This window comes from Ponticaulis koreensis DSM 19734 (genome assembly GCF_000420665.1).
GTDB lineage: Bacteria > Pseudomonadota > Alphaproteobacteria > Caulobacterales > Hyphomonadaceae > Ponticaulis > Ponticaulis koreensis.
This window is the reverse complement of sequence record NZ_ATVJ01000001.1, coordinates 368,899-389,009: the sequence shown is the minus strand read 5'-3', so window position 1 is coordinate 389,009 and position 20,111 is coordinate 368,899. Positions and strand designations below refer to the sequence as shown.

The window sequence follows — 20,111 nt, the reverse complement described above, 5'->3', positions numbered from 1 at the left end:
TTTGTCGATTTCTCTAAAGCTCTTGCCTTTCTCCCTGCAGGCTGGAATGCATAAGGAAATGATAGCTGGCTAACAGCAAATACGCGGTAGGGAGGCCGTTTCATGACTTTTTCACTTAACGCTGCCATTGCGAGCGGCGTTCTGGCAGCAGCTATGTGCGGCCCAGCGAGCGCGCAGGATTTGAGTGACGCGGAATCCAACTTCGTATTTGCAACGAGCGAAGCCTGTACGGATTACTTCTTCGAAAGCTGGAGCCTTGAGGCGGCGGCTGAGGGCACGGAGCTGGAGTTTACCCGTTTGCCGGTTGGCGCAGCCTTTCCTGGGCCGGGCGGCGCAGTAACATCCATGCCTGTTTTTACTACGCAGGATGGTGAAGTTTATGTGCATGAGAACATCGCGGTAGGCCGCTGTGAGGTGTTCGCCGATGGCATGACGATCGTGCCGGTATTCGACGCAATCGCAGACTATGTCACCAGCGAGAAAGACTTTGAGGAAGTGCCCGCGCGCGCTCAGGCCGTGGACGGGGTGACTTTCCGCCGGTTCGAGCGTGTCGTAAATAATATCGTCTTCTTTATCGCGCTCGCAGGCACTGAGACGAGCGACGAAGAGGGCGATCTCGTCGCTATCCTGTCTTTCTATCCCGACCGCTGATCAAATATTGGGGCACTCAGAAGGCTGAGTGCTCTTTTACTTAACTGGATACGATCAGCCTCGCGGTGGGCAGGATATACCGAATTCGGATTACCGCGATTGATCGCGCGAGAAAGTCGTTTCGCATCATTGGCATCGGCGAGTGGTATCAGGTTGTTCTGCGTAAAGAATTTTGCGGCCACCAGGACAGAAATGTTCATATCGTTAGCCAGGCTATCCGGATGTTTTTCAAGCGGCAGGCCCGTGAGGTCTGCATAACGCCGATAATTGCGCCGGCCCGTCAGCTGTATAATGCCCCGACCTCGAAACCGCCAGCCATCGCCTGACGCCTCATCGCCGTTCTCCATTCGATCTGCGTAGACGTAGTTAGCAATTCTTTCCGGTTGGCGGGCATAGTTTCGGGCGATGGAATCGGATGGAAATCTGGCGGGCCAGGTTGTACGTAGTCCGCGGGGAGAATAATTGAGGTTCTCTTCGGTCGCGCGAAAGAAATTAGACTCAATAAGGCATTGGCCCAGAAAGTGGGCGAGCCTCACTTCAGTCGTTATGCCTTCAGCCTTCAAGATGTCGTCGGCATTGAGTAGTGTCGTAATGTGTTCGCCTTGGACCGAGTGACAGATATCAGGCCAATCTGGCTCATTTGGAAGAAGTGAGGCTAGTAAGTCGGGCGACAGTTTGGAAACTGAAGAGGCGTGGTTATGGGGTGTGTGCAAGCGCATATCTCTGTCGGGAGGAATGATGCTCCGATCATTGTTGTCGTATGACGAGCGTTGGATTGGTTTGTAACTGTCGATCGGGCGTTTATTCAGTAAGTGCGGCGTCACAGCACTGGACTTCGCGAAAATCCTTGTTAAACCCACACTGAAATTTCGTGAGAGAAAAAATGTCTGAAAAGCTGAACTTTTCCCTGGTATCCCCTGCACGTGAACTTTTCTCCGGAGAAGTCGATCACGTCATCGCGCCGGGCTCTGAGGGTGAATTCGGTGTTCTGCCGAACCACGCACCATTCATGTCTACGCTGCGCTCTGGCCGGGTTCGTATTATCGACGGCGACGAAGTTCACCGTTACTTCGTGCATGGTGGCTTCGCTGACGTAACGCCGGAAGGCCTCACAATTCTCGCTGAAGAAGCTATCCGTCTGGAAGACCTCGACCATGATGGCATTCTGGACGCGATTGCTGAAGCCGAGCGTGTCCGTGACGGCGCTAGCGATCAGGCGATCCGCTTCAAAGCGGAAGGCGACGTTCAGCGCCTGAAAGCCCAGCTTGATGCTCTGGAAGACGCGCACCATTAAGCGCTGATCTGTATCAGATTTAAAAAGACCGCGCTCTGCATCAGGGCGCGGTTTTTTGTTGTTCGCTTTAAACGGAGATCAGACCGGATCAGTCCATTTATCGAAGGCCTTCACCACAGCCTCATACACAGGGCGTTTGAAGTGAATGATGAGTTCTGGCACTTCGGAGAGTTCCGCCCAGCGCCACGCGTCGAACTCGGGCGTGTGTAGATCGAGGCGCACGTCAGAATCAGAGCCGGTAAAGCGCAGAGCAAACCATTTCTGGCGCTGGCCGATATACGGGCCTGGCAGGCGAGACTTCAGATCAGACGGAAAGTCGTAATAAAGCCAGTCGTCTGACTCTTCGAGAACCTCGACGAGCTTCGGAGAGACCCCAATCTCCTCTTCCATTTCGCGCATAGCGGCGAGCTCAGGCGTTTCGCCCTTATCCATGCCCCCTTGGGGCATCTGCCACTGAAACGGGCCGTGTGCGTTGATGCGGCGGCCAAGAAAGACGTGCCCACGCTTGGAGAATAACGCAATGCCGACATTTGGTCGGTAAAGGGACGGGTCGCGGCGTCCCTGCAACGGGCCTTCATGCATTAGTGGTGTGCCTGCGTATCGTCATGGTTAGCTTCCGCCCCGGTTTCTGTTTCGGCTATATAAGCAGGCGCAGACCGTGGAAGGGAAGAGGCAGGAGCGAGAAGATAACCCTTGCTAGGCAGGGTTTCCGCCCAGTCACGGATCTGGTCGATCGTGATCGGGAAGGCAAAGCCGGTGCCCAGCGCCGACCCGCGCTGAAGCGAGATGGCTTCAAGGTGTAGAAGTTGCTCGTCAATCGCAGAGCCGGTCGGGTCCGCATCGACAACACGCGCAGCTTCTGTGAATGGCAGATGGTTCGCGTCTGCTACCGTCTGGAAGACAGATCGAGGCGCGGCGCCATCGTGAATGAAGGCAAGGCCGCGTTCAGACAGCATCTGGAAAACAGGCGAGATGGAGCGGTTATCGGTCGCAAATTTTGCGCCCTGATAGTTGGTCACGCCGAAATAGCCAGTCGCACGGCTGAGGAGCCATTCTGTGCGACGACGGTTCTCGGTCGCGTTCGCTGTGGTCAGTAGCGTGTAAGGTCCTGTGTCGTTGTTCGGATAGTCATACGGCTCCATTGGAAGCTCGATCATGACTTCATGGCCGGCAGCGCGCGCACGGTCGACCCATGTTTGCAGCCCGCGAGAGTAAGGCACAAAGGACAGAGTGACTTCTGGCGGAAGCTCATCAATCGCCGCCTGCGTAACGCGTGAGTTCAGGCCGAGACCGCCAATAATGATGGAAATCGTCGGGCGGCCCGCAGGGTTGGAAAATGGACGGCGGTAAACATCAAAGCTGCGGCGGCCGTCATCGGCGATCACCGGCAGGCGCCCGCCATGCTCGCTCCACTGGGACATGCCAGGCAGAGGTGCTACTGGCAGAGATGTTTGAGATTGCGCTGTGCTGGGCGCTGGCGTTGGCGTTTCGGCTGGTGCCTGAGTCTCAAGGCTGGCGGTCTGTACTTCGCCCTGTCCGTTATGGTCGGACGGGTCCGCTACACCAAGATTCGGCGCGGGTGTGTCATGGCTGGTTTCAGCGCTGGCGTGGTGAATACCGGCTTCGTCATCAGGCAAGCGGTGATTGAGACCAACCGGTTGAGTAGGCTGGGCGTCAAACAGGCCAACCACCTGACGCGGCGCGCCCGTATTCGGATCACCCGTAAAGCGAATAGCCAGAATCCCTGCCGCGGAAATGGCCGCGAACGTCATGACTGCCATGGCAGTATGCATGATCCCCGTTTTGACCGGGGAGGGAGGAGGCTTGCGGGTGGACGCCATGGTTAACTCTTAAAGAGAAATTCGAATCTCTAAGAGTTCTGGGGCAAAACCGTTAATGCTTCGCAAAGGGGGCAGAATCTGCCGGGTGCTTTCACAGCCCGGCGAATTCAGTGGTTTACGCTGTTTGAGGCCTAGCCTGCGCGCGCAGCATCAAGGCTGGACAGCGTGATCGTGCGAAGTTGCTCAATCGCGCGCTCGAGCTGATAGTCATCGCCTTCATAATCTTCTGACGGCATGTCTTCCGGCAGGTGGATTTCGCGGCGTTCAGCGCCTGAGTCATTATCGAGCGCGTTTGGCAGATCAGCCTCGGAGAAGCGACGCATAGCTTCAAGCTCGTCTTCGGTGATGAAGCGGCTCGCAACTTCAAAGTCCGGCTCGATGCCTGTGCCCTGAATAGAGCGGCCAGACGGCGTGTAATAACGCGCTGTCGTCAGACGCAGAGCGCCGCGTTGTGCGCTGAGCGGAATAACTGTCTGTACAGACCCCTTGCCAAAGGATGTCATGCCCAGAACCTGTGCGCGTTCCATGTCCTGAAGTGCACCGGCAACGATTTCAGCAGCCGAAGCAGAACCGCCATTGATCAGCACCATGATCGGCGTATCCGGGAAGCGTTCGCCCGGCGCAGCGTTATAACGCTGAATGTCACGCGGGTCGCGGCCGCGTGTAGAGACGACTTCACCAGAGCTCATGAACATGCTGGAAACGGAGATCGCCTGATCCAGCAGACCGCCCGGATTGTTCCGTAGATCGATGATCAGACCGGCCGGATTTGGACCCAGCTCTTCACGAATGGCTGTAAGGGATTCATCCAGAAGCTCGGTCGTGCGCTCATTGAATGCCGAAATTCGGACATAGCCGATATCTTCATCTTCAATGCGGTGAATTACAGATTTCGGACGGATGATTTCACGCGTTAGCGTGACGTCGAATGTGTCGTCCTCACCAGCGCGAATAATTGTGAGCGTGATGTCCGTGCCCACTTCGCCGCGCATGCTTGTGATCGCGTCATTTGGTGACTGACCAACGATTGATACGCCATCAATCGCGGAGACTAGATCACCAGAGCGCAGGTCTGCGCGGCTGGCCGGTGTGTCATCGATAGGTGCTACGATTTCGACATAGCCGTCTTTGGCCTGAACCTCAATGCCGAGGCCGCCATATTCGCCGCTTGTCTGGACCTGCATGTCTTCATAATCGTCAGCCGCGAGATAGCTGGAATGCGGGTCGAGCGACGCAAGCATGCCGTTAATGGCAGACTTCATCGCTTCGGAGTCATCGACATCCACAACATATTCGCTGTCTACACGTGCGAGAATTTCCGCGAACAGATCGAGTTGTTGATAGATTTCTTCCTGGTTTCCAGTGTTACTGCCGGCAGACCAAGCCAGCGATGAAACGCCAACTGTGGTGAAACCAAGGGCTGTCAAACCGACAGCTGTTCCCATCAACCATGAGCGCATAGGCTCTCTCCTCAATTGCCCGCCAGATCAACCGGACCGGCGGGACATCCATCTCTGCGGATCTTCAGGCGTTCCGTTGCGTCGCAATTCCATATGCAGGTCAGGCTCGACATCGGAACGGTTTGTCATCCTGCCAATTGGCTCTCCGGCGAGAACCGACTGGCCTAGCGTCGGATAAACATCTGACAGACCGTATAATACTATATGGTAGCCATCACCCGTTCGTAAAATCAACATTTGTCCATAACTGCGAAAAGGACCAGCATATTCTATCGTGGCATCTGATGGCGCGACGACCTGTGCTGCTGATCTTGTGCGCAGTGTGATACCTTCGGCGCGGCGTCCCGTCGGCAATAAATCACCAAAAGCCTGAACGAGCTGGCCGGTTGCAGGAAGCCCAAGCCCGTCAAGCACGGCGACGTTTGCAGGCGGGGCAGTGGATGGAGCTGGCGCCGTTGGACGGCTTGGTGTTGGCTCCGGTGGTTTTCGCCCCGGCGTTGGCGGCGCGTTCGCGGCGAGATCATCAAGGAAGCTACGAATATTCTCGGCGCGTGTGGCGAGTGCGGCGACCCGCTCGCGAAGCGCATCCGCTTCACCTGTCAGGTCTTCGAAGGCAGCGCGCTTAAGCGCGACGAGCTGTTCAATCTCGCGCTGGTTTTCTGCAAGTACCTCTTCTTCAACATCGAGGCGTTCCTGTTGACGGCGCACAGCATCCAGAAGATCGGCGTATTCACGAATAGAGGCAGCCAGCGTCGCCGAGCGATCTTCAAGATCATCGGCGAGGTCACGCATGATGATGGCCGAACGGATGGCATCTGTTGCGCTATCGGGATGGGTTGCAAGCGCAGGCGGCTGGCGACGAGAGGCTGCAATCAGTGCGGCGATAAGATCGCGCAGGCCTTCACGGTCTGCCATCAGGGCGTCACGCGCCTGTCTTTCCTCGATTTCGAGGCTTATCAGGCGCTGCTCGATGCGACTAGCCTGTTCTTCGCGGCGCGCACCTTCCTGAGCCGCGGCCAGCAGCTGGCGGTTCACAACAGCAAGATCGGCTCGTGCGGCTTCCTGTGCAGCCTCTATAGCTTCCAGCGCGATACGGTCGGCCTCAAGGCGCTCTTCATAAGCCTGAAGCTCTTCCTGCGTCATGTCTTCCTGCCCTGTTGCAACCGGTAAAGGAGCGGCAATCAGGCAGGCCAGAAGTAAAGGAGAAACGCGGCGCAGAATCATCGGCCCAGTTTAACCATGCTTCGCAAATGAGTCATGAATCGAGGTCAATCAAACTCACTGGCAACTTCATGGGCGAGAAGCAGCCCGTCGAGCAGTAGCGCATCGCGCGTCTCAACACCGTTCAGAACGCTGAGCGCATAGGTGATGAGTTGGGCGCGTTCGGGTGAGGGATGGAGGGCGTCTACAGGCACTGCACCGGCCGGATAGATGTTTCCATGATCACGAAAATTGATGCGGGCCTGACGCAGTTCCAGCGTCTCGCCTTCATCTTCTCCGTCTTCCCAGAGACAGATCGGGCATAATTCATAAGCGCCGGACGCGTTCAGCGTATCAAAGCCGCAACACGGGCAAGGATGGCGTTTATGCGTGCGCATTATTCGCGGTGGTAAGGCGTTCCAGCCATAAGGCTGAGTGCGCGGTAGATCTGCTCTGCCGCCAGCACACGAACCAGCTTATGCGGCCATGTGAGAGAGCCGAGGCGGATTTTGTTCTGATACTGGCGCTTCACGTCTTTGGTAAAGCCGTCAGCGCCGCCAATCAGAAAGCAGAGGTCCGGACAGCCATTGTCTTTCAGCTTTTCCAGATGTGCGGAGAACTCGGTGGAGCTCCAGTCTTTGCCTCGTTCGTCAAAGAGGAAGACTTCCGCGCCTGCAGGGATTTTGGCGAGGAGTCTCTCGCATTCTTGTTCCTGCGTATGGCTGGCTTCAACCTCAATCTCGGAGACGTCACGAACGCCGAGCGATGTACCGAGCTTTTTCGCGCGGACGATATAGTCGTCCACAAGCTCGCGCTCGGGGCCGCGTTTCATGCGGCCCACCGTGATGAGGCTGATTTTCATTCGGGATCAGAGATCAGTGCTGTTCGGCGGTATGACGGCTGTCCCCAGCCCAGATACGCTCGAGCTGATAGAAGTCGCGGACTTCCGGACGGAAGAGATGTACCACCGCATCACCGGCATCAATCAATACCCAGTCGGCGCTGGCGAGACCTTCGACCTGCGCGCGGCCAAAACCGCCTGCTTTGAGCTTTCGAATGAGGTGGTCAGCCAGTGAGCTGACATGCCGTGCGGAACGACCGGAGGCGATGATCATTGTGTCTGCGATGGAAGATTTGCCACCGAGATCAATCACTGTGATGTCTTCTGCCTTATCGTCTTCGAGCGCCTCAATGATGAGGGTTTCTAGCGGCGGATATTCATCATGCGACCCTGCGCCTGACTCTGAGGCTGCGGGCTGTGTACTCACGTCCAAAAAACTGACCTTTCAAAACTGTTTCAGACAAGCTGTTTAATAACACAACTTGTCCATCCGAACAAAGCTTGAGGTGAAATAAGGTGTCCGGCCCTTATTCGCCTGAATTTGAGGAAGAGGCGCGCGCTGCAAACGGGTTACGTGCAAGAGCTGCGCGCCGGATATTTGTCGATGACGCTGTATGTAGGGGCGTTGGCAGATAGGACCAGATCGGCGGGTGATATTTGTCAAAGCTGCCTGCCTGTTCAGCCGGAAGCCGCCACTCAGCAAAGCGGCGTGCAAACTTGGACAGACGTGCCAGACGCGCATCACCAGGGCGCGCAATCACGGCAATTGGCAGGAGCGAGGCGATCTCGTCCCAATGCCCCCATTTGTGAAAATAGCGCAGATTATCCGCGCCCATCAGCCAGACAAATTCGCCGCCTTTTACCCGAGGCATAAGTGCTTTGATCGTGTCATAGCTATAGCGCGTACCCAGCTGGACTTCGAGGTCGGAGACCTTCATGCGCGGATGTGAGGCGACACGTTTCGCGCTGGCAAAGCGCGCACTGAACGAGCTGCCTTCATGTTTCAGAGGATTTCCTGCGGCCGGCATCCACCAGACATAGTCGAGCTTGAGAGCTTTAAGCGCCTGCATGGCAACATGCTGGTGGCCTGAATGCGCCGGATTAAAGGTTCCGCCGAATAGGCCAATGCGAAGGCCTTTATAGGGTCCGGGCAGGCGAAGGGTCATGACAGGTCAGTCTTCCCCTTCGACAAGGATCATATTGTCCCTGTGAATGACGGCAGAGCGGGCAGGGTAGCCAAGGCGGGCTGTGACATCAGATGTCTGTAAGCCTTTGATCTGTTCTATCTCTGCGGCCTGATAGGAGACGATGCCCTTGGCGATGGTTTTGCCTTTGGCGTTATTGATCGCAATCGCCGCGCCGCGCGGGAATTGTCCGTTCACGGATTTAATGCCCACCGCGAGCAGGCTTGCGCCACTTGTCAGAGCTTTTTCAGCGCCTGCGTCGACGGTGACCGCGCCTTCAGGCGTTAAGTGACCAGCAAGCCAGCTCATGCGAGCGGCCTGTGGTGTCAGGTCTGATACAATCCATGTTGAACGCCCGCCATCACGCAGGCGGCGGAGTGGATGTTCCGGCTTGCCAATGGTGATGACGGTAGAGCAGCCCGCAGACCATGCGATCTCTGCAGCGTCCAGCTTTGTCGCCATGCCGCCCGTGCCAACGCCAGCGCTCGCATTGGCGTCACCGGCATAAGAGCGTAGCTCTGGCGTTACGCCCTTAGCTGTCGGGATGTGCTTCGAGTCCGGTTTTTTTCGCGGATCGTCCGTGTAGAGACCATCAATGTCTGACAGGAGAACCAGCACGTCTGCGCCTACCATCTGCGCGACCCGTGCGGCAAGGCGGTCATTGTCGCCATACCGGATTTCAGACGTTGCGACGGTGTCGTTCTCGTTGATGACGGGAACAGCGCCATTATCCAGAAGCGTGAAGAGCGTCGCGCGTGCGTTCAGCCAGCGACGACGGATTTCAGTGTCGTCCAGCGTGAGAAGTGCTTGCGCAAGCGGAATGTTCTGAAGATCGAAAGCAGCCTGAAGCGATGCCATGAGACGGGGCTGTCCAATCGCGGCAGCGGCCTGCTTTAATTCAAGCTGGCCCTGCTTTCCTGATTTTTCGGCATCGGTCAGAAATGGGCGACCTAGTGCGGCTGCACCCGAAGAGACGAGAACGACCTGTTTGCCCGCGGCACGTAGTTCAGAAATGTCTGCTGCCAGCGTCGCAAGCCAGTACTGATTTGGCTTACGAGTTTTTGCATCAACGATCAGCGCCGAGCCGACCTTGATGACAATACGTTCTGCCGTGTCGATCGACGTGTTCATCTTTTAAGGCGTCCAGCCTTCCTCGCTGATATCATCATCGAGCATGGAAAGGTCTTCCTCATACACATAGGCGGCAAGCTGGCGCAGCACCGGTGTGATGTTCTGTTTGGCAACAGAGGAAATGATCTCAACCTTCTTATCCGTCACGCGGGCAAGCTGCTGGCGCGCTTCTTCAAGCTGCTCCGGCAGGAGCGAATCGGCCTTCGTAAGCGCGATAATCTCCGGCTTGTCGGCCAGATGGTCGGCATAAGCCTCCAGCTCGCCACGAATTTTCAGATAGGCTTCGTCCGGATTGTCCTGCGTTGCATCGATGAGATGCAGAAGGACTTTGCATCGCTCCACATGGGCAAGGAAGCGGTGGCCGAGCCCTGCGCCTTCAGAAGCGCCTTCAATCAGTCCCGGAATGTCGGCGATTACGAAACGTGTAGACGGGCCAAGATCAACTACGCCGAGGTTTGGCACCAGCGTCGTGAACGGATAGTCAGCGATTTTCGGTTTGGCTGCGGAGACAACACTGAGGAATGTAGATTTACCAGCGTTCGGCAGGCCAAGCAGGCCGACATCAGCGATCAGTTTCAGGCGTAGCCAGATCCAGCGCTCTTCGCCCGGAAGGCCAGGGTTATACCGGCGCGGTGCCTGGTTGGTTGCCGTTTTGAAGCGTGCGTTACCCCAGCCACCGGAACCGCCGGCAGCGAGAAGAACGCGCTTACCAACCTCATCAAGGTCGGCGATCACCGTTTCTTTGTCGTCCTCGAGAATTTCAGTACCAACCGGCACTTTCAGCACGGCGTCTTCTGCGCGTGCGCCTGTACGGTTTTTACCCATGCCGTGGCCGCCGCGATCTGCCCGGAAGTGCTGTTTGTAACGGTAGTCGATCAGCGTATTGAGGCCTTCTACAGCTTCAATCCAGACGTCGCCGCCATCACCACCATCGCCGCCATCAGGGCCGCCATATTCGACATAGGCTTCGCGTCTGAAAGAGACGCAGCCGTCGCCGCCATGGCCTGAGCGGATATAGATTTTACACTGATCGAGAAATTTCATGAGACTGACTTGCTAGATAAGACGCGACATATACAGGTGATCGGCCTTCTCGTCACGTGCCGTAGAATACACCGGCGCGCGCCAGCACGGCATGAAGCCGAGCTTTTTTAAGACGTTGCCTGAGGCTGGGTTGTCGGTGAAATGCCCCGACACATAATATTTTGGCGTGACGAACCCGTCTGCCCAATCAAGAATCGCCTGACCAGCTTCCGTTGCAATGCCTTGCCCCCAGAAATCCGGGTGGATGGCATAGCCGAGGTTGAACGGTTCCTGCGTTGTGGTCCGGTCGAGGCTGACCACGCCCGTGCGTGTGCCGTCTTCAAGCTCGATCATGCGAACAATACTGGTCTGCGCCTCATCGCCTTCGGCAGCAGCCTGAATTCGGCCGCGCACAAAGTCTTCGTCCACCTTGGCTGGAATGCTGCCCGTCATACGGTTGACGTCGGAGATATTCCAGAATCCCAGAAGCCAGGCTGTATCGACAGCGGCAAGCGGGCGGAGAGTGAGGCGTTTGGTCTTCAGTATTTTCTGCATGGTGGTTTCACCTGTCGAAGCGTTTCTGAGGTCCAGAAACGAAACAAGGGAGGCCGGCGGCCTCCCTGGTCTTTATCACCATGCTCTGTCTGAGCTAAGGGGCCACCACTCTGGCAGCCCTGCGCGGCTGCCGTTACTCGGCTGCGTCCGCGACTGGAAGCACAGAGACGTACTGACGGTTGTCACGCTTTTTGCGGAACTGAACCTGACCTTCAACTTTAGCGAAGAGCGTGTGGTCTTTGCCCATGCCAACGTTGTCGCCCGGATACCACTTAGTACCGCGCTGACGGATGAGGATGTTACCAGGAATGACGTGCTCGCCGCCATATTTCTTCACGCCAAGGCGTTTGGACTCTGAATCGCGACCGTTACGGGACGAACCACCTGATTTTTTGTGAGCCATTAGGCCACTCCTTCAATTCTGCGAGATAAATGCCGGTTTAAGGCTTATTTCGCAAGTTCTTTTGCCTGTTCGATCCAGCCGTCGCGCTCGACGCGGCCTGAAGCGTTCAGTTTTTCTTCAAGTTCAGTGATGCCTTCTGGTGTCAGGGCAGCGATCTGCGCGAAAGAGGTGATACCTGCTTCGTTCAGTTTCTTCGCGTATGCCGGGCCAACACCTTTGAGCTGTGTCAGGTCATCGCTACCAGCTGCAGCAGCTTTAGCAGGCGCAGCTTTTTTCGGTGCTTCTGCTTTTGCTTCAGCCTTAGGAGCTTCTTCAGCTTTAGGCGCAGCTTTTTTCGCTGGCTTAGCAGCGGCTTTCTTCACTTTGCCGTCGAAACCTTCAGCAACGATCTCTTTGATTTTGATCGTTGTCAGGTTCTGGCGGTGACCCTTCTTACGTTTGTAAGTAGAGCGCTGACGCTTCTTGAAGATGATGACCTTGTCACCTTTACCTTGAGAAACGACTTCACCAACAACAGCAGCGCCTTCAACAACCGGCGCGCCAACTGTGACGTCGTCGCCTTCGCCGAGCATCAGCACTTCGTTGAATGCGTGCTCATCACCTTCGTTAGCGTCGATTTTCTCGACGGTGATTTCGTCATTGGCGGCCACTTTGTATTGTTTGCCGCCAGTCTTGATGACTGCGTACATCGCGCAGATCCTCTCAAAAAACTGGGTTTCACTGGTAATTAGCCAGCCGGAAAGCGCGGCAGATGACATATGCTGGCATAAGAGTCAATTACGTATTGACGCTAGCGCAGTATTTTTACGTCCGTGTACGGAGGGGTTGACCGGAAGTCAATCCCGGCGCGTCCGGAGTGTTTTTGCCACACACCTTATTTTAGCACATTGGGGCTGGCAGGCAATCAATACCTAGCCTGATCTTTTGGCGATGAATATATGAAATAAAACAGAAGGCTAGCCGATTATATCCAGGAAAGCTTGGCCATGATCGTGTCCAGAATTTCCCGCAGAGGCAGGCTGAACAGGCCGGCTTCTTCCATTTCTGCGTCGCTCAGCCAGTCTTCATACATATCTTCCCAGTCATCGGGCAGCTCGGAGATGAAGCCGGTAAGCTGAAGGCCGGAATGGCGCATGGCTTCCGGCGTGAATGGCAGGTGGGGAATCCCTTCAAGCTCGGAGCCGCCTTCTGTCGTCAGCGGTCCGCGCACGGAGACGTGAACGGCGACGCCCATGGTCGGATGGCGTTCTGTCTTAACAACGAGAATCTGGAGGCCATCATACCGGCCACCCTGTACCGTCCAGACTTGTCCAGACTGGAATTCCAGCTGTTCCAGATCGGAAACTGTATCAATTCGGGTCGCAAATAGCTCTGAGAGACGTGCATTCATCGGAAAAAGTCCTTCTTTCCCCTGACACGTGCAATCTGCGTTCCGAACAGAGCCGAATACGCCAGTGACGAGAAACAGGCTGGACATAGCGCGCATATCCTTCGATTTAGGATAGTGCGCTATACAAAGAAGCCTTTGAGGGAAGCGCGTCGGGAGGATGTGGAAGTGTCTGCGGAGCTGAAAGCCGAAATTGATCGCGTGCGTGCGTCCGGCGTCATCGGACGTCGCGGCCGTCTCGTCGATCTGTTCGAGTATCTGGCAACGCGTACACTTGAGGAGAGGCCACCCAAGGAAGCTGAAATTGCCGCCGACGTATTCAGGCGTAGCGTTCAGCTCGATGCTGAAGATGCCAGTATTCGGGTCTACATTCACCGCCTGCGCAAAAAGCTGGAAGAATTTTATCTGCGTGACGGCGATGTCGGCCACGGCCAGTTGATTCTGCCGCGCGGCGATTATGCCTTTGTATTAGAGCGGGTGGTGCCGGTTGCTGAGGCAGACACGATGCCCGCGCAAGCTGATCCGCCACGCTGGATATGGGGCGTGTTGGCTGCGTGCCTTGTCGTGATTCTGGTTCAGGGCATGTTCCTGCTGCGAGGCGACCGAGGTGAGACACGGCTGGAAGCCTCTCCGGTCTTCTCGCCGCTTGCTGATCGTTCGAGGCCTCTGCTGATTGCGCTCGGCGATTATTATATTTTCGGCGAGTATCAGGATGGTCTGTTCCTCGACCGCTTAATTCGGGATTTCGAGATCAATTCCTCGCGTGACCTGACAGACCTTCTATTGAGTGAGCCCGAGCTGATGGGGACGTATGTGGATGTCTCGCTCGGTTATCTGCCTACGTCTACGGCGCAGGCGCTGAACGCGTTGTCTCCGCTCTTTGCCAGTCGGTCGCCGCAAATCGTCATGGCGTCGGAGTTGACGGAAGAGCAAATCGCCGAGGCAGACATTGTTTATATAGGTCTTACCAGCGGCCTCGGCCCGTTGCAGGCGGCTACCATGCAGTCTTCGCGCTTTCAGCTGGGCCGGACATTCGACGAAATCCTCGACACAGAAGACGAGACTGACTTTATCAGTGACGCCTTCCGGAACGCCGCTGAAGACCTTGCCTATCGTGACTTTGCGCTCTTTTCCGTTCAGGCGGGAGAGGGCGGTAACCTGATCTGGATTATGGCAGGAACCCGTGATGCAGGGCTGATCGGGCTGACAGACTTTCTGAGCGATGAAGCGCGTGTGAGCTCTGCGCTCGATCAGAGCATTCGCAGCGCCGGATATGAGGCTGTGTTTGCGGTCAGCGGTGAGGCCGACCGTCCGCTTTCAACACGCCTCATCCGCGAAGAGATCGACTGATTACTCAGCCCCACAATGGATGAATGGTCGCAATGGGCGGCCTTCCAGGTCTATGCCTGTTTTCATATCGTCCTCGCCCCGCAGAACAATATCGCGCGTACGGCCATAATCTTCAAAGTCGAGCGACAAGACATGGACGTCGCCCGTTTCGATATGCCAGCCAAATTGAAGGCTGGCGACGCCGCCTGTCGTATAGCCGAGGCCGCCGCCAGAGAGCCCAACGCCCCGTGCTGACGCATGGCTCAGGCTGTCAAAGAAGTTATGGATCATATCAATCTGTGCTTCATCCAGATCGAAGCCATAGCCACCAAAGCTCTCGAGGAAATAGTCTTCCTCACGCCCATTGAAGTTAAATGCCATCCAGCCTTCAAAGGTTGAAAATACGCCTGGAATGGTTGCGTCTTCGCGGCGCTCAGGATGCAGATATATCCAGTTTGTACCTTCGGGGCGCTCACAGAGCGCTTCGCCCGCATCATCTGCCTCTACGTAATAGCCGGGCGCGAAATGGTCCCAGACATTATAGTCGTCATCAGCATTTGCTGGAGTGGAAAATCCCATGGCCAGTGTCGCAGCCAGCAAAGCGATGCGTGAAAGCTTCATTCCCATCTGGTGTTCTCCCGCAGTATTCCTCTGCGGTTAGAATACACATGAATGCCGGATTTGACCTATCCCCCGAACCGGTGAGTTTTTTATCCGGTTACGCCCCGCACTTTTTCATTCCAGTGCTGACGGCAGAGCGAGACATAAATGCCTTTAGCCACGCTCACCTGATCGCCTTCACGAATAGCATTGCCGTTCTCGTCCAGACGCGCCGTCATCGTGGCTTTGCGTCCGCAATGACAGATCGTGCGCGCCTCGCGCAGATCGTCCGCAATCGCGAGCAGAGCGGCTGCGCCTTCGAACAACTCGCCCTGAAAATCTGTGCGCAGGCCATAGCAAAGCACTGGCAGGCGCATCTCGTCGCCTACACGCGCCAGCTGCCAGACCTGATCCTCGTTCAGGAACTGCGCTTCATCCACAAAGATGGCATGCAGCGGGGCGTTCTCGGCCCGTTTGGAGATGGCGCTGTAAAGGTCTGTCTCGCTTCGGAACAGGTGGGCCTCAGCCTCCAGTCCGATACGGGATTCGATCTTGCCAGTCTCAGCATTTTCAGAACCGTGATGCCCGGATGTCCAGAGCATGACCGACATGCCGCGTTCGCCGTAGTTATAGGCTGCCTGAAGCAGGATTGCCGACTTGCCGGCATTCATCGCCGAGTAGGTGAAATAGAGCTTGGACATGAGCCTTTGCTAGCCGATTCTGTAACTGCAATCATCACTTTCCAAACTGGTAACGGAATTGCACTCTCTGCGGAAAGTGTTTCAGCCTGAAGCGAAAAGCGGAGAATTTAGATGAGTTTTGCGACCTTACGCCTGTCCTGCCTTGCGTTTGCAACTCTGGCCATTGCCCCTGTGTCAGTTGCAAGCGATGAGGATGCTGCGCCTGAGGAGCAGATCGAAACGGTGGACCCTGCAGAAGCTATGGTTGAAACCGGGGAAATGGTTGAAGCCTACGCAATCCGCGCACCGGACGATAAAGGCGTGATCGGCTTTGATGCGGCGAGCGTCAATTTCGGGGATGTCGAGCACGGTAGCATTCTGGAACACACCTACCTCTTCCTCAATAACGGCTTTGGACCGCTCAGTGTACAGCGCGGTTATTCGCAGACTTCAGGTGTCTCCGTACGCATTTCTCCAGAACCCGTGCCGGGTAACGAGCTGGGCGAGATCAAAATCTCGATCAATACCGATGGCATGGAAGGCGAGCAGTATATCCGCATCCACGTTGTCACCGATGCCTTTAACGGCCCTGACTCCACGCTCTATGCGCGCGCCGTCGTGTGGCCTGTCGGTGAGATGCCGGTAGAAGAAGAAAACGCCGAGAGCTAGGCTCCCGGCGTTTCGCTATTTTCAGATTTCAGGCTGGCGATTACTCGCCAATATCCATGTCCAGAACGTCGGCAAGGAACTCTGCCTGCGCGCGGGCATAGAAGAGCTGGTTGGACAGCTTCCGCCAGCCATGTCCCTCATCGAGGAAGCGGATATAGTCAGCGCGCACGCCGTTTTCGCGGATAGTGCGGACCATCACCTCAGTCTCATAGATGTCGATCCGCGGGTCACGTGCGCCGTGTGAGTAGAGCATTGGCACGTCGATCTGGTCTGCCTGACGGATCGGAGAGTTCTCTGTGTAGTACTCGCGCCAGTAATCCTCAGTGATGTCACCATACTCGATACGGTCAGATGCTTTGAGGCCCGGCGACGCAACTTCAAGCGCTGTGACCCAGTCTGCAACGCCGAAGAGGGAAACACCTGCTGCGAAATTGCCCGGGAAGTTGGCAACCGCGGCGTTCACCGCATAGCCACCATAAGAGCCACCAACAACCGCGGCGCGGTCTGCATCAACGCGGCCATCTTCACGAAGCCAGTCCAGCATATCGACAAGGTCGGCGATGGACTCAAGACGGTTCTCACGGTCATCCAGCGTTACGTAGGTGTGGCCGAAACCGGTAGAACCGCGCACATTCGGTTCAAAGACAGCAAAGCCCTGATCGACCAGATATTGCGTGTTGGCATCAAAGGTCGGGCGGGACTGGCTTGTCGGGCCGCCATGTACAAAGAAGACGACCGGTGGAAGGCCTTCGCCTGTGTAAGAGGCATCGTCTGGCAAATAGAGCAGACCTTGAAGCTCAACACCGTCGCGCGCTGTGATGCGTACATCTTCAGGGCGAACGAGGCGTTCCGGGTCGAGACCAGCCATAGGCGCGATGAATGTGTCATGCACTTCACCTGTATCGAGGTCCCAAGTCACAAAGCTGCCCGGTGTGCGCCAGCCATTTACGCCGATCACAATACGCGGATCTTCTTCGTTACAGGAGAGGCCGTAAGCGCCATCGGGAAGTTCCGGCACGTCCAGCATTGTGTCTTCGACGCGGTCTTCCACGTGGATGACGGAGTAGCCGCCAACATTGCGGGTCCATGCGAGGTAACGGTCGTCCGCACCGCAAAGGCGCAGGCTGCCCATATCCGCCTGATCGTCAGATGCGATCATGGAGGTGAAGCCGGACTCGACGTCATAATACTGGATCGCCTGATATTCGCGTTCCATGTTGCTGACGAAGTAGAAGCCTGAAGAATCGTCCTTCCAGGTGATGCCGCCCTGAGACGCACGGCGTTCTGGCTCCGAAATTGTCGTGACGTCGCCGGATTCGATGTCGAGCATATAGAGGTTGTTAGAATCCTCGCCGACAGTGGTCGAGAAGTTCACATATTTGCCGTCCGGAGACACAGCGCCGACATAAACGCCGAACTCGCCTTCATAGATAATTTCAGGCTCGCCATTCGGGATAGCTGCCTTGTAAATATCGAAGTGAAGGTTGGTGCGCGCCGTAGAGGTGTAGATGATGCCATCACCTTCCGGCAGGAAGTCACCAAATGTGCGGAAGGCGCCCGGCTGTGCAGGGAAGATAATTTCCTCGCTCGTGCCGTCTGCAGAGATCAGAAAGTAGGCTTCCTGCTCGTCACCGTCATTGTCTGCGCCATAGATCAGGTGTTCGCCATCCGGTGCCCAGCGATAGAAGGAAATGCCATTGCCGTATGTCAGGCGTGTAGGCTGGCCGCCTGTTGCAGGTATCGTCCAGAGCTGGCGCTCGCCTGTGATGGACCATGAGAAGGCGATCGTTTCGCCATCCGGAGACAGCGAGCCGCCGCCAACGCCGCCATTGGCTGCCAGAATGTAGCGGCCGATATCAGCCGGATCTTCGCCTGCAAGGCCAACGCGCACAGGCTCGTCAGTCGGGGAGATCGCTTCGAGCGTTTCGTCATAGCCGGACTGGCCGCCCGCGGCGGACGAAGTCTGTGCCATGGATGGCAGCGCAAATGCGCTCGCCATGACGCCGGATAAAATCAGTTGTTTGAAGAGGGCCATAAAACAGTCACCAGAAACTTGTGAGTGGGGGGGTTAACCTTATCTCACCGTCTCTGCGTAGCAAGTCTTTCCCGATTCTCGATAAATCGGGGCAAGAGATTGCATCGGTTCTGACCAGTCTGACTGCCGAGTGAGCGCCCTCTATTTGCCGGTGAAATTCGCTTTTCTTTTCTCGAGGAAAGCGCGGTGACCTTCTTTGACGTCACCACTGCTCCACGCCGCATCAATCGCGGCCTGAACTTTCGCCGTGTTTCGAAGGTCAGGGTCTTTGACGGCTTCATCGACGGCGAGTTTTGCGGCCCGAATACTGAGCGGCGCATTGGCGGCGATCATGCCTGCAAGCTCGTAAAGGCGCGGCTCAAGTGCTTCAGCCTCCATGGCTTCGTCGATGAGACCCATAGCAACGGCGCGCTCGGCTTTGTAGAATTCAGCTGTGTACATGAGCTGTTTGGTCCGTGCTGGTCCGATGATCGACATGAGGCGCTGAATGCCATCAAACTGATAACCAACACCTAGCTTGGCTGCGGGGATGCCGAAAATGGACGTGTCGGTGGCGATGCGGATGTCGCAGCTGATTGCGGTTGCCAGCCCGCCGCCAATACACGCGCCGCGAACCATGGCGATGGTCGGCAGAATGCAGTCCGCGAACGCGCCAAAGGCCGCACCCGCGGCTTCGTCATAGGCCTTGTTGGCCTCAAGTGAGGCGCGCTGCTTTTCAAACTCGGAAATGTCCGCGCCGGAAATGAAGGCTTTGCTTCCGGCGCCGGTTACAACAATCAGGCGCGTATCTGGGAGAGCGCAGAGCGTATCCAGAAGCATGGGCACTGTTTCCCACATGGCGCGGGACATAGCGTTGCGGCGGGCAGGATTGTTGATCACGATCCAGCCAATCGGGCCTGCGGATATGCCGATGACTTTTTCAGTTGAGCCTTCGACCTCTTCGCCCTTCGGCATTTCCCAATTGACGCTCACGCAAACTCCCCCGACACTTTGACCAGATAACAAGCCGACTTGATGGTCGCGGCAAGCGGTCCTGTCAATTGAATGAGGTATTTCGGGGAATGGACTCAACTCTGGAAAAGGGTTTGCGGGTGTTGGAGTATCTGGTGCAGGCATCGGGGCCGGTCAGGCTGTCGACGCTGGCGCAGGATCTGGGGCTGCAGAAGAGCAATGCCCATCGCACACTGGCGACCCTCGTTGCGTCCAATTATGCGGTGCAGGACGCCGAAACAGGCATGTATCAGCCGAGCCTGAAACTGTTCGAACTGGGCTCCAAAGTGCTGGCTGGCCATCCCGTGCGCAAAGCGGCTGCGCCATACTTCCATAAGCTTCAAAGCGAGCTGGGCGAGACGGTGAACCTTTACGTTCTGGATGGTGATAGCGTGCTGGTGGTGGAGAAGCTCATCTCGCCGCGCCCGATCCGCTTTTCCAGCCGCCCCGGTTCGCGCTTGCCCGTTCCTGCCTCTGCCGCCGGACGGGTCATGCTTGCCTTTCATGAGGACCCTGAAGGTCTGTACGACCGGTCTCTAGCAGTGGTGCCGCTGCGCTCCGATACAAAAATCGTACGTGATGATGTGCTGTCCGGCCTGCCATCGGTCCGCCTTGCAGGCTATTTCGAGGCCGATCCTGACTGGAAGCAGGGGATATTCTCGATTGCCGTACCGATCCTCGATGAAGATCGGCGTGTGCTTGGTGCGATCGGCATTTCCGGCCCTGTCGAGCGATACTCCCCTGAAAAACGCCGTCAGATCATCGAAGCGCTCATGTCGGTGACGGCGATGATCTCGGAGACAGGTGCGCTTGGATAAGAAACGCCCGCCAGTTTCCT

General features: G+C 56.4%; 24 protein-coding genes. 5 read left to right on the top strand and 19 right to left on the bottom strand.

Annotation, left to right across the window (positions count from 1 at the left end):
- Positions 1-102: 102 nt before the first annotated feature.
- The gene (locus G523_RS0102090) at positions 103-651 is read left to right on the top strand and encodes a hypothetical protein (RefSeq protein WP_022693362.1); all 549 of its coding nucleotides are present in this window, start codon (positions 103-105) and stop codon (positions 649-651) included.
- On the opposite strand, the gene G523_RS20795 is transcribed toward G523_RS0102090, so the two are convergent.
- Entirely contained in the window at positions 636-1,475 is an 840-nt protein-coding gene (locus G523_RS20795; RefSeq protein ID WP_162141014.1) for a glycoside hydrolase family 19 protein, read from the bottom strand. The genes G523_RS0102090 and G523_RS20795 overlap by 16 nt on opposite strands.
- A 59-nt stretch (positions 1,476-1,534) precedes the next feature.
- Between G523_RS20795 and G523_RS0102080 the strand changes: the two genes are divergently transcribed.
- A complete protein-coding gene (locus G523_RS0102080; RefSeq protein ID WP_022693360.1) occupies positions 1,535-1,945 on the top strand; it encodes a F0F1 ATP synthase subunit epsilon in 411 nt (136 codons plus the stop codon).
- Between the two features lie 78 nt (positions 1,946-2,023).
- Here the strand turns inward: G523_RS0102080 and G523_RS0102075 are convergent, their stop codons facing one another.
- From G523_RS0102075 to G523_RS0102010, 14 genes are all read right to left on the bottom strand, one after another.
- Entirely contained in the window at positions 2,024-2,527 is a 504-nt protein-coding gene (locus G523_RS0102075) for an RNA pyrophosphohydrolase (RefSeq protein WP_022693359.1), read from the bottom strand.
- Entirely contained in the window at positions 2,527-3,726 is a 1,200-nt protein-coding gene (locus G523_RS17565) for a divergent polysaccharide deacetylase family protein (protein WP_051134735.1), read from the bottom strand. The genes G523_RS0102075 and G523_RS17565 overlap by 1 nt, the downstream gene beginning before the upstream one ends.
- Before the next feature lie 191 nt (positions 3,727-3,917).
- A complete protein-coding gene (locus G523_RS0102065; protein ID WP_022693357.1) occupies positions 3,918-5,246 on the bottom strand; it encodes a S41 family peptidase in 1,329 nt (442 codons plus the stop codon).
- 27 nt (positions 5,247-5,273) lie between these two features.
- On the bottom strand, positions 5,274-6,389 hold the full coding sequence (locus G523_RS20005) for a murein hydrolase activator EnvC family protein (RefSeq protein WP_162141013.1): 1,116 nt from the start codon (positions 6,387-6,389) through the stop codon (positions 5,274-5,276).
- A gap of 125 nt (positions 6,390-6,514) precedes the next feature.
- Positions 6,515-6,844, bottom strand: a complete 330-nt coding sequence (locus G523_RS17555; protein ID WP_022693355.1) for a CPCC family cysteine-rich protein — start codon at positions 6,842-6,844, stop codon at positions 6,515-6,517.
- The gene (locus G523_RS0102050; protein WP_022693354.1) at positions 6,844-7,308 is read right to left on the bottom strand and encodes a 23S rRNA (pseudouridine(1915)-N(3))-methyltransferase RlmH; all 465 of its coding nucleotides are present in this window, start codon (positions 7,306-7,308) and stop codon (positions 6,844-6,846) included. The genes G523_RS17555 and G523_RS0102050 overlap by 1 nt, the downstream gene beginning before the upstream one ends.
- Positions 7,309-7,321: 13 nt before the next feature.
- Complete coding sequence (gene rsfS / locus G523_RS0102045) at positions 7,322-7,714, bottom strand: ribosome silencing factor (protein WP_027441371.1); 393 nt, start codon at positions 7,712-7,714, stop codon at positions 7,322-7,324.
- A gap of 100 nt (positions 7,715-7,814) precedes the next feature.
- Positions 7,815-8,453, bottom strand: a complete 639-nt coding sequence (gene nadD, locus G523_RS17550) for a nicotinate (nicotinamide) nucleotide adenylyltransferase (protein WP_022693352.1) — start codon at positions 8,451-8,453, stop codon at positions 7,815-7,817.
- Positions 8,454-8,459: 6 nt separating this feature from the next.
- Entirely contained in the window at positions 8,460-9,602 is a 1,143-nt protein-coding gene (gene proB / locus G523_RS0102035) for a glutamate 5-kinase (RefSeq protein WP_022693351.1), read from the bottom strand.
- Between the two features lie 3 nt (positions 9,603-9,605).
- Positions 9,606-10,646, bottom strand: a complete 1,041-nt coding sequence (gene obgE / locus G523_RS0102030) for a GTPase ObgE (protein ID WP_022693350.1) — start codon at positions 10,644-10,646, stop codon at positions 9,606-9,608.
- Between the two features lie 12 nt (positions 10,647-10,658).
- A complete protein-coding gene (locus G523_RS17545) occupies positions 10,659-11,180 on the bottom strand; it encodes a GNAT family N-acetyltransferase (RefSeq protein WP_022693349.1) in 522 nt (173 codons plus the stop codon).
- A gap of 133 nt (positions 11,181-11,313) precedes the next feature.
- A complete protein-coding gene (gene rpmA, locus G523_RS0102020) occupies positions 11,314-11,583 on the bottom strand; it encodes a 50S ribosomal protein L27 (protein WP_022693348.1) in 270 nt (89 codons plus the stop codon).
- Between the two features lie 44 nt (positions 11,584-11,627).
- Positions 11,628-12,272: a 50S ribosomal protein L21 gene (locus G523_RS0102015; protein WP_022693347.1), complete on the bottom strand. Its 645-nt coding sequence runs from the start codon at positions 12,270-12,272 to the stop codon at positions 11,628-11,630.
- Positions 12,273-12,547: 275 nt separating this feature from the next.
- Entirely contained in the window at positions 12,548-13,060 is a 513-nt protein-coding gene (locus tag G523_RS0102010; protein ID WP_155802563.1) for a hypothetical protein, read from the bottom strand.
- A gap of 78 nt (positions 13,061-13,138) precedes the next feature.
- Here G523_RS0102010 and G523_RS0102005 point away from each other — a divergent pair, with 78 nt between their 5' ends.
- Positions 13,139-14,320 carry a helix-turn-helix domain-containing protein gene (locus G523_RS0102005; protein WP_155802562.1) on the top strand — a complete coding sequence of 394 codons (1,182 nt, stop codon included), beginning with the start codon at positions 13,139-13,141 and terminating at the stop codon, positions 14,318-14,320.
- Here G523_RS0102005 and G523_RS0102000 read toward each other — a convergent pair whose 3' ends face one another.
- Together G523_RS0102000 and G523_RS0101995 are read right to left on the bottom strand one after the other, a co-directional pair.
- Positions 14,321-14,926 carry a hypothetical protein gene (locus tag G523_RS0102000; RefSeq protein ID WP_022693344.1) on the bottom strand — a complete coding sequence of 202 codons (606 nt, stop codon included), beginning with the start codon at positions 14,924-14,926 and terminating at the stop codon, positions 14,321-14,323.
- 83 nt (positions 14,927-15,009) lie between these two features.
- Complete coding sequence (locus G523_RS0101995; RefSeq protein WP_022693343.1) at positions 15,010-15,600, bottom strand: thymidine kinase; 591 nt, start codon at positions 15,598-15,600, stop codon at positions 15,010-15,012.
- 111 nt (positions 15,601-15,711) lie between these two features.
- Between G523_RS0101995 and G523_RS0101990 the strand changes: the two genes are divergently transcribed.
- Positions 15,712-16,248: a DUF1573 domain-containing protein gene (locus G523_RS0101990; RefSeq protein ID WP_022693342.1), complete on the top strand. Its 537-nt coding sequence runs from the start codon at positions 15,712-15,714 to the stop codon at positions 16,246-16,248.
- Positions 16,249-16,288: 40 nt separating this feature from the next.
- On the opposite strand, the gene G523_RS0101985 is transcribed toward G523_RS0101990, so the two are convergent.
- Both G523_RS0101985 and G523_RS0101980 read right to left on the bottom strand, forming a co-directional pair.
- Positions 16,289-18,283, bottom strand: coding sequence for a S9 family peptidase (locus G523_RS0101985; RefSeq protein WP_022693341.1), 1,995 nt, complete (start codon positions 18,281-18,283; stop codon positions 16,289-16,291).
- A 141-nt stretch (positions 18,284-18,424) separates the two neighbouring features.
- A complete protein-coding gene (locus G523_RS0101980) occupies positions 18,425-19,255 on the bottom strand; it encodes an enoyl-CoA hydratase (protein ID WP_162141012.1) in 831 nt (276 codons plus the stop codon).
- An 89-nt stretch (positions 19,256-19,344) separates the two neighbouring features.
- Here G523_RS0101980 and G523_RS17540 point away from each other — a divergent pair, with 89 nt between their 5' ends.
- Positions 19,345-20,091 (top strand): IclR family transcriptional regulator, encoded by a 747-nt coding sequence (locus tag G523_RS17540; protein WP_051134734.1) that lies wholly within the window; start codon positions 19,345-19,347, stop codon positions 20,089-20,091.
- The last annotated feature ends 20 nt before the right edge of the window (positions 20,092-20,111 follow it).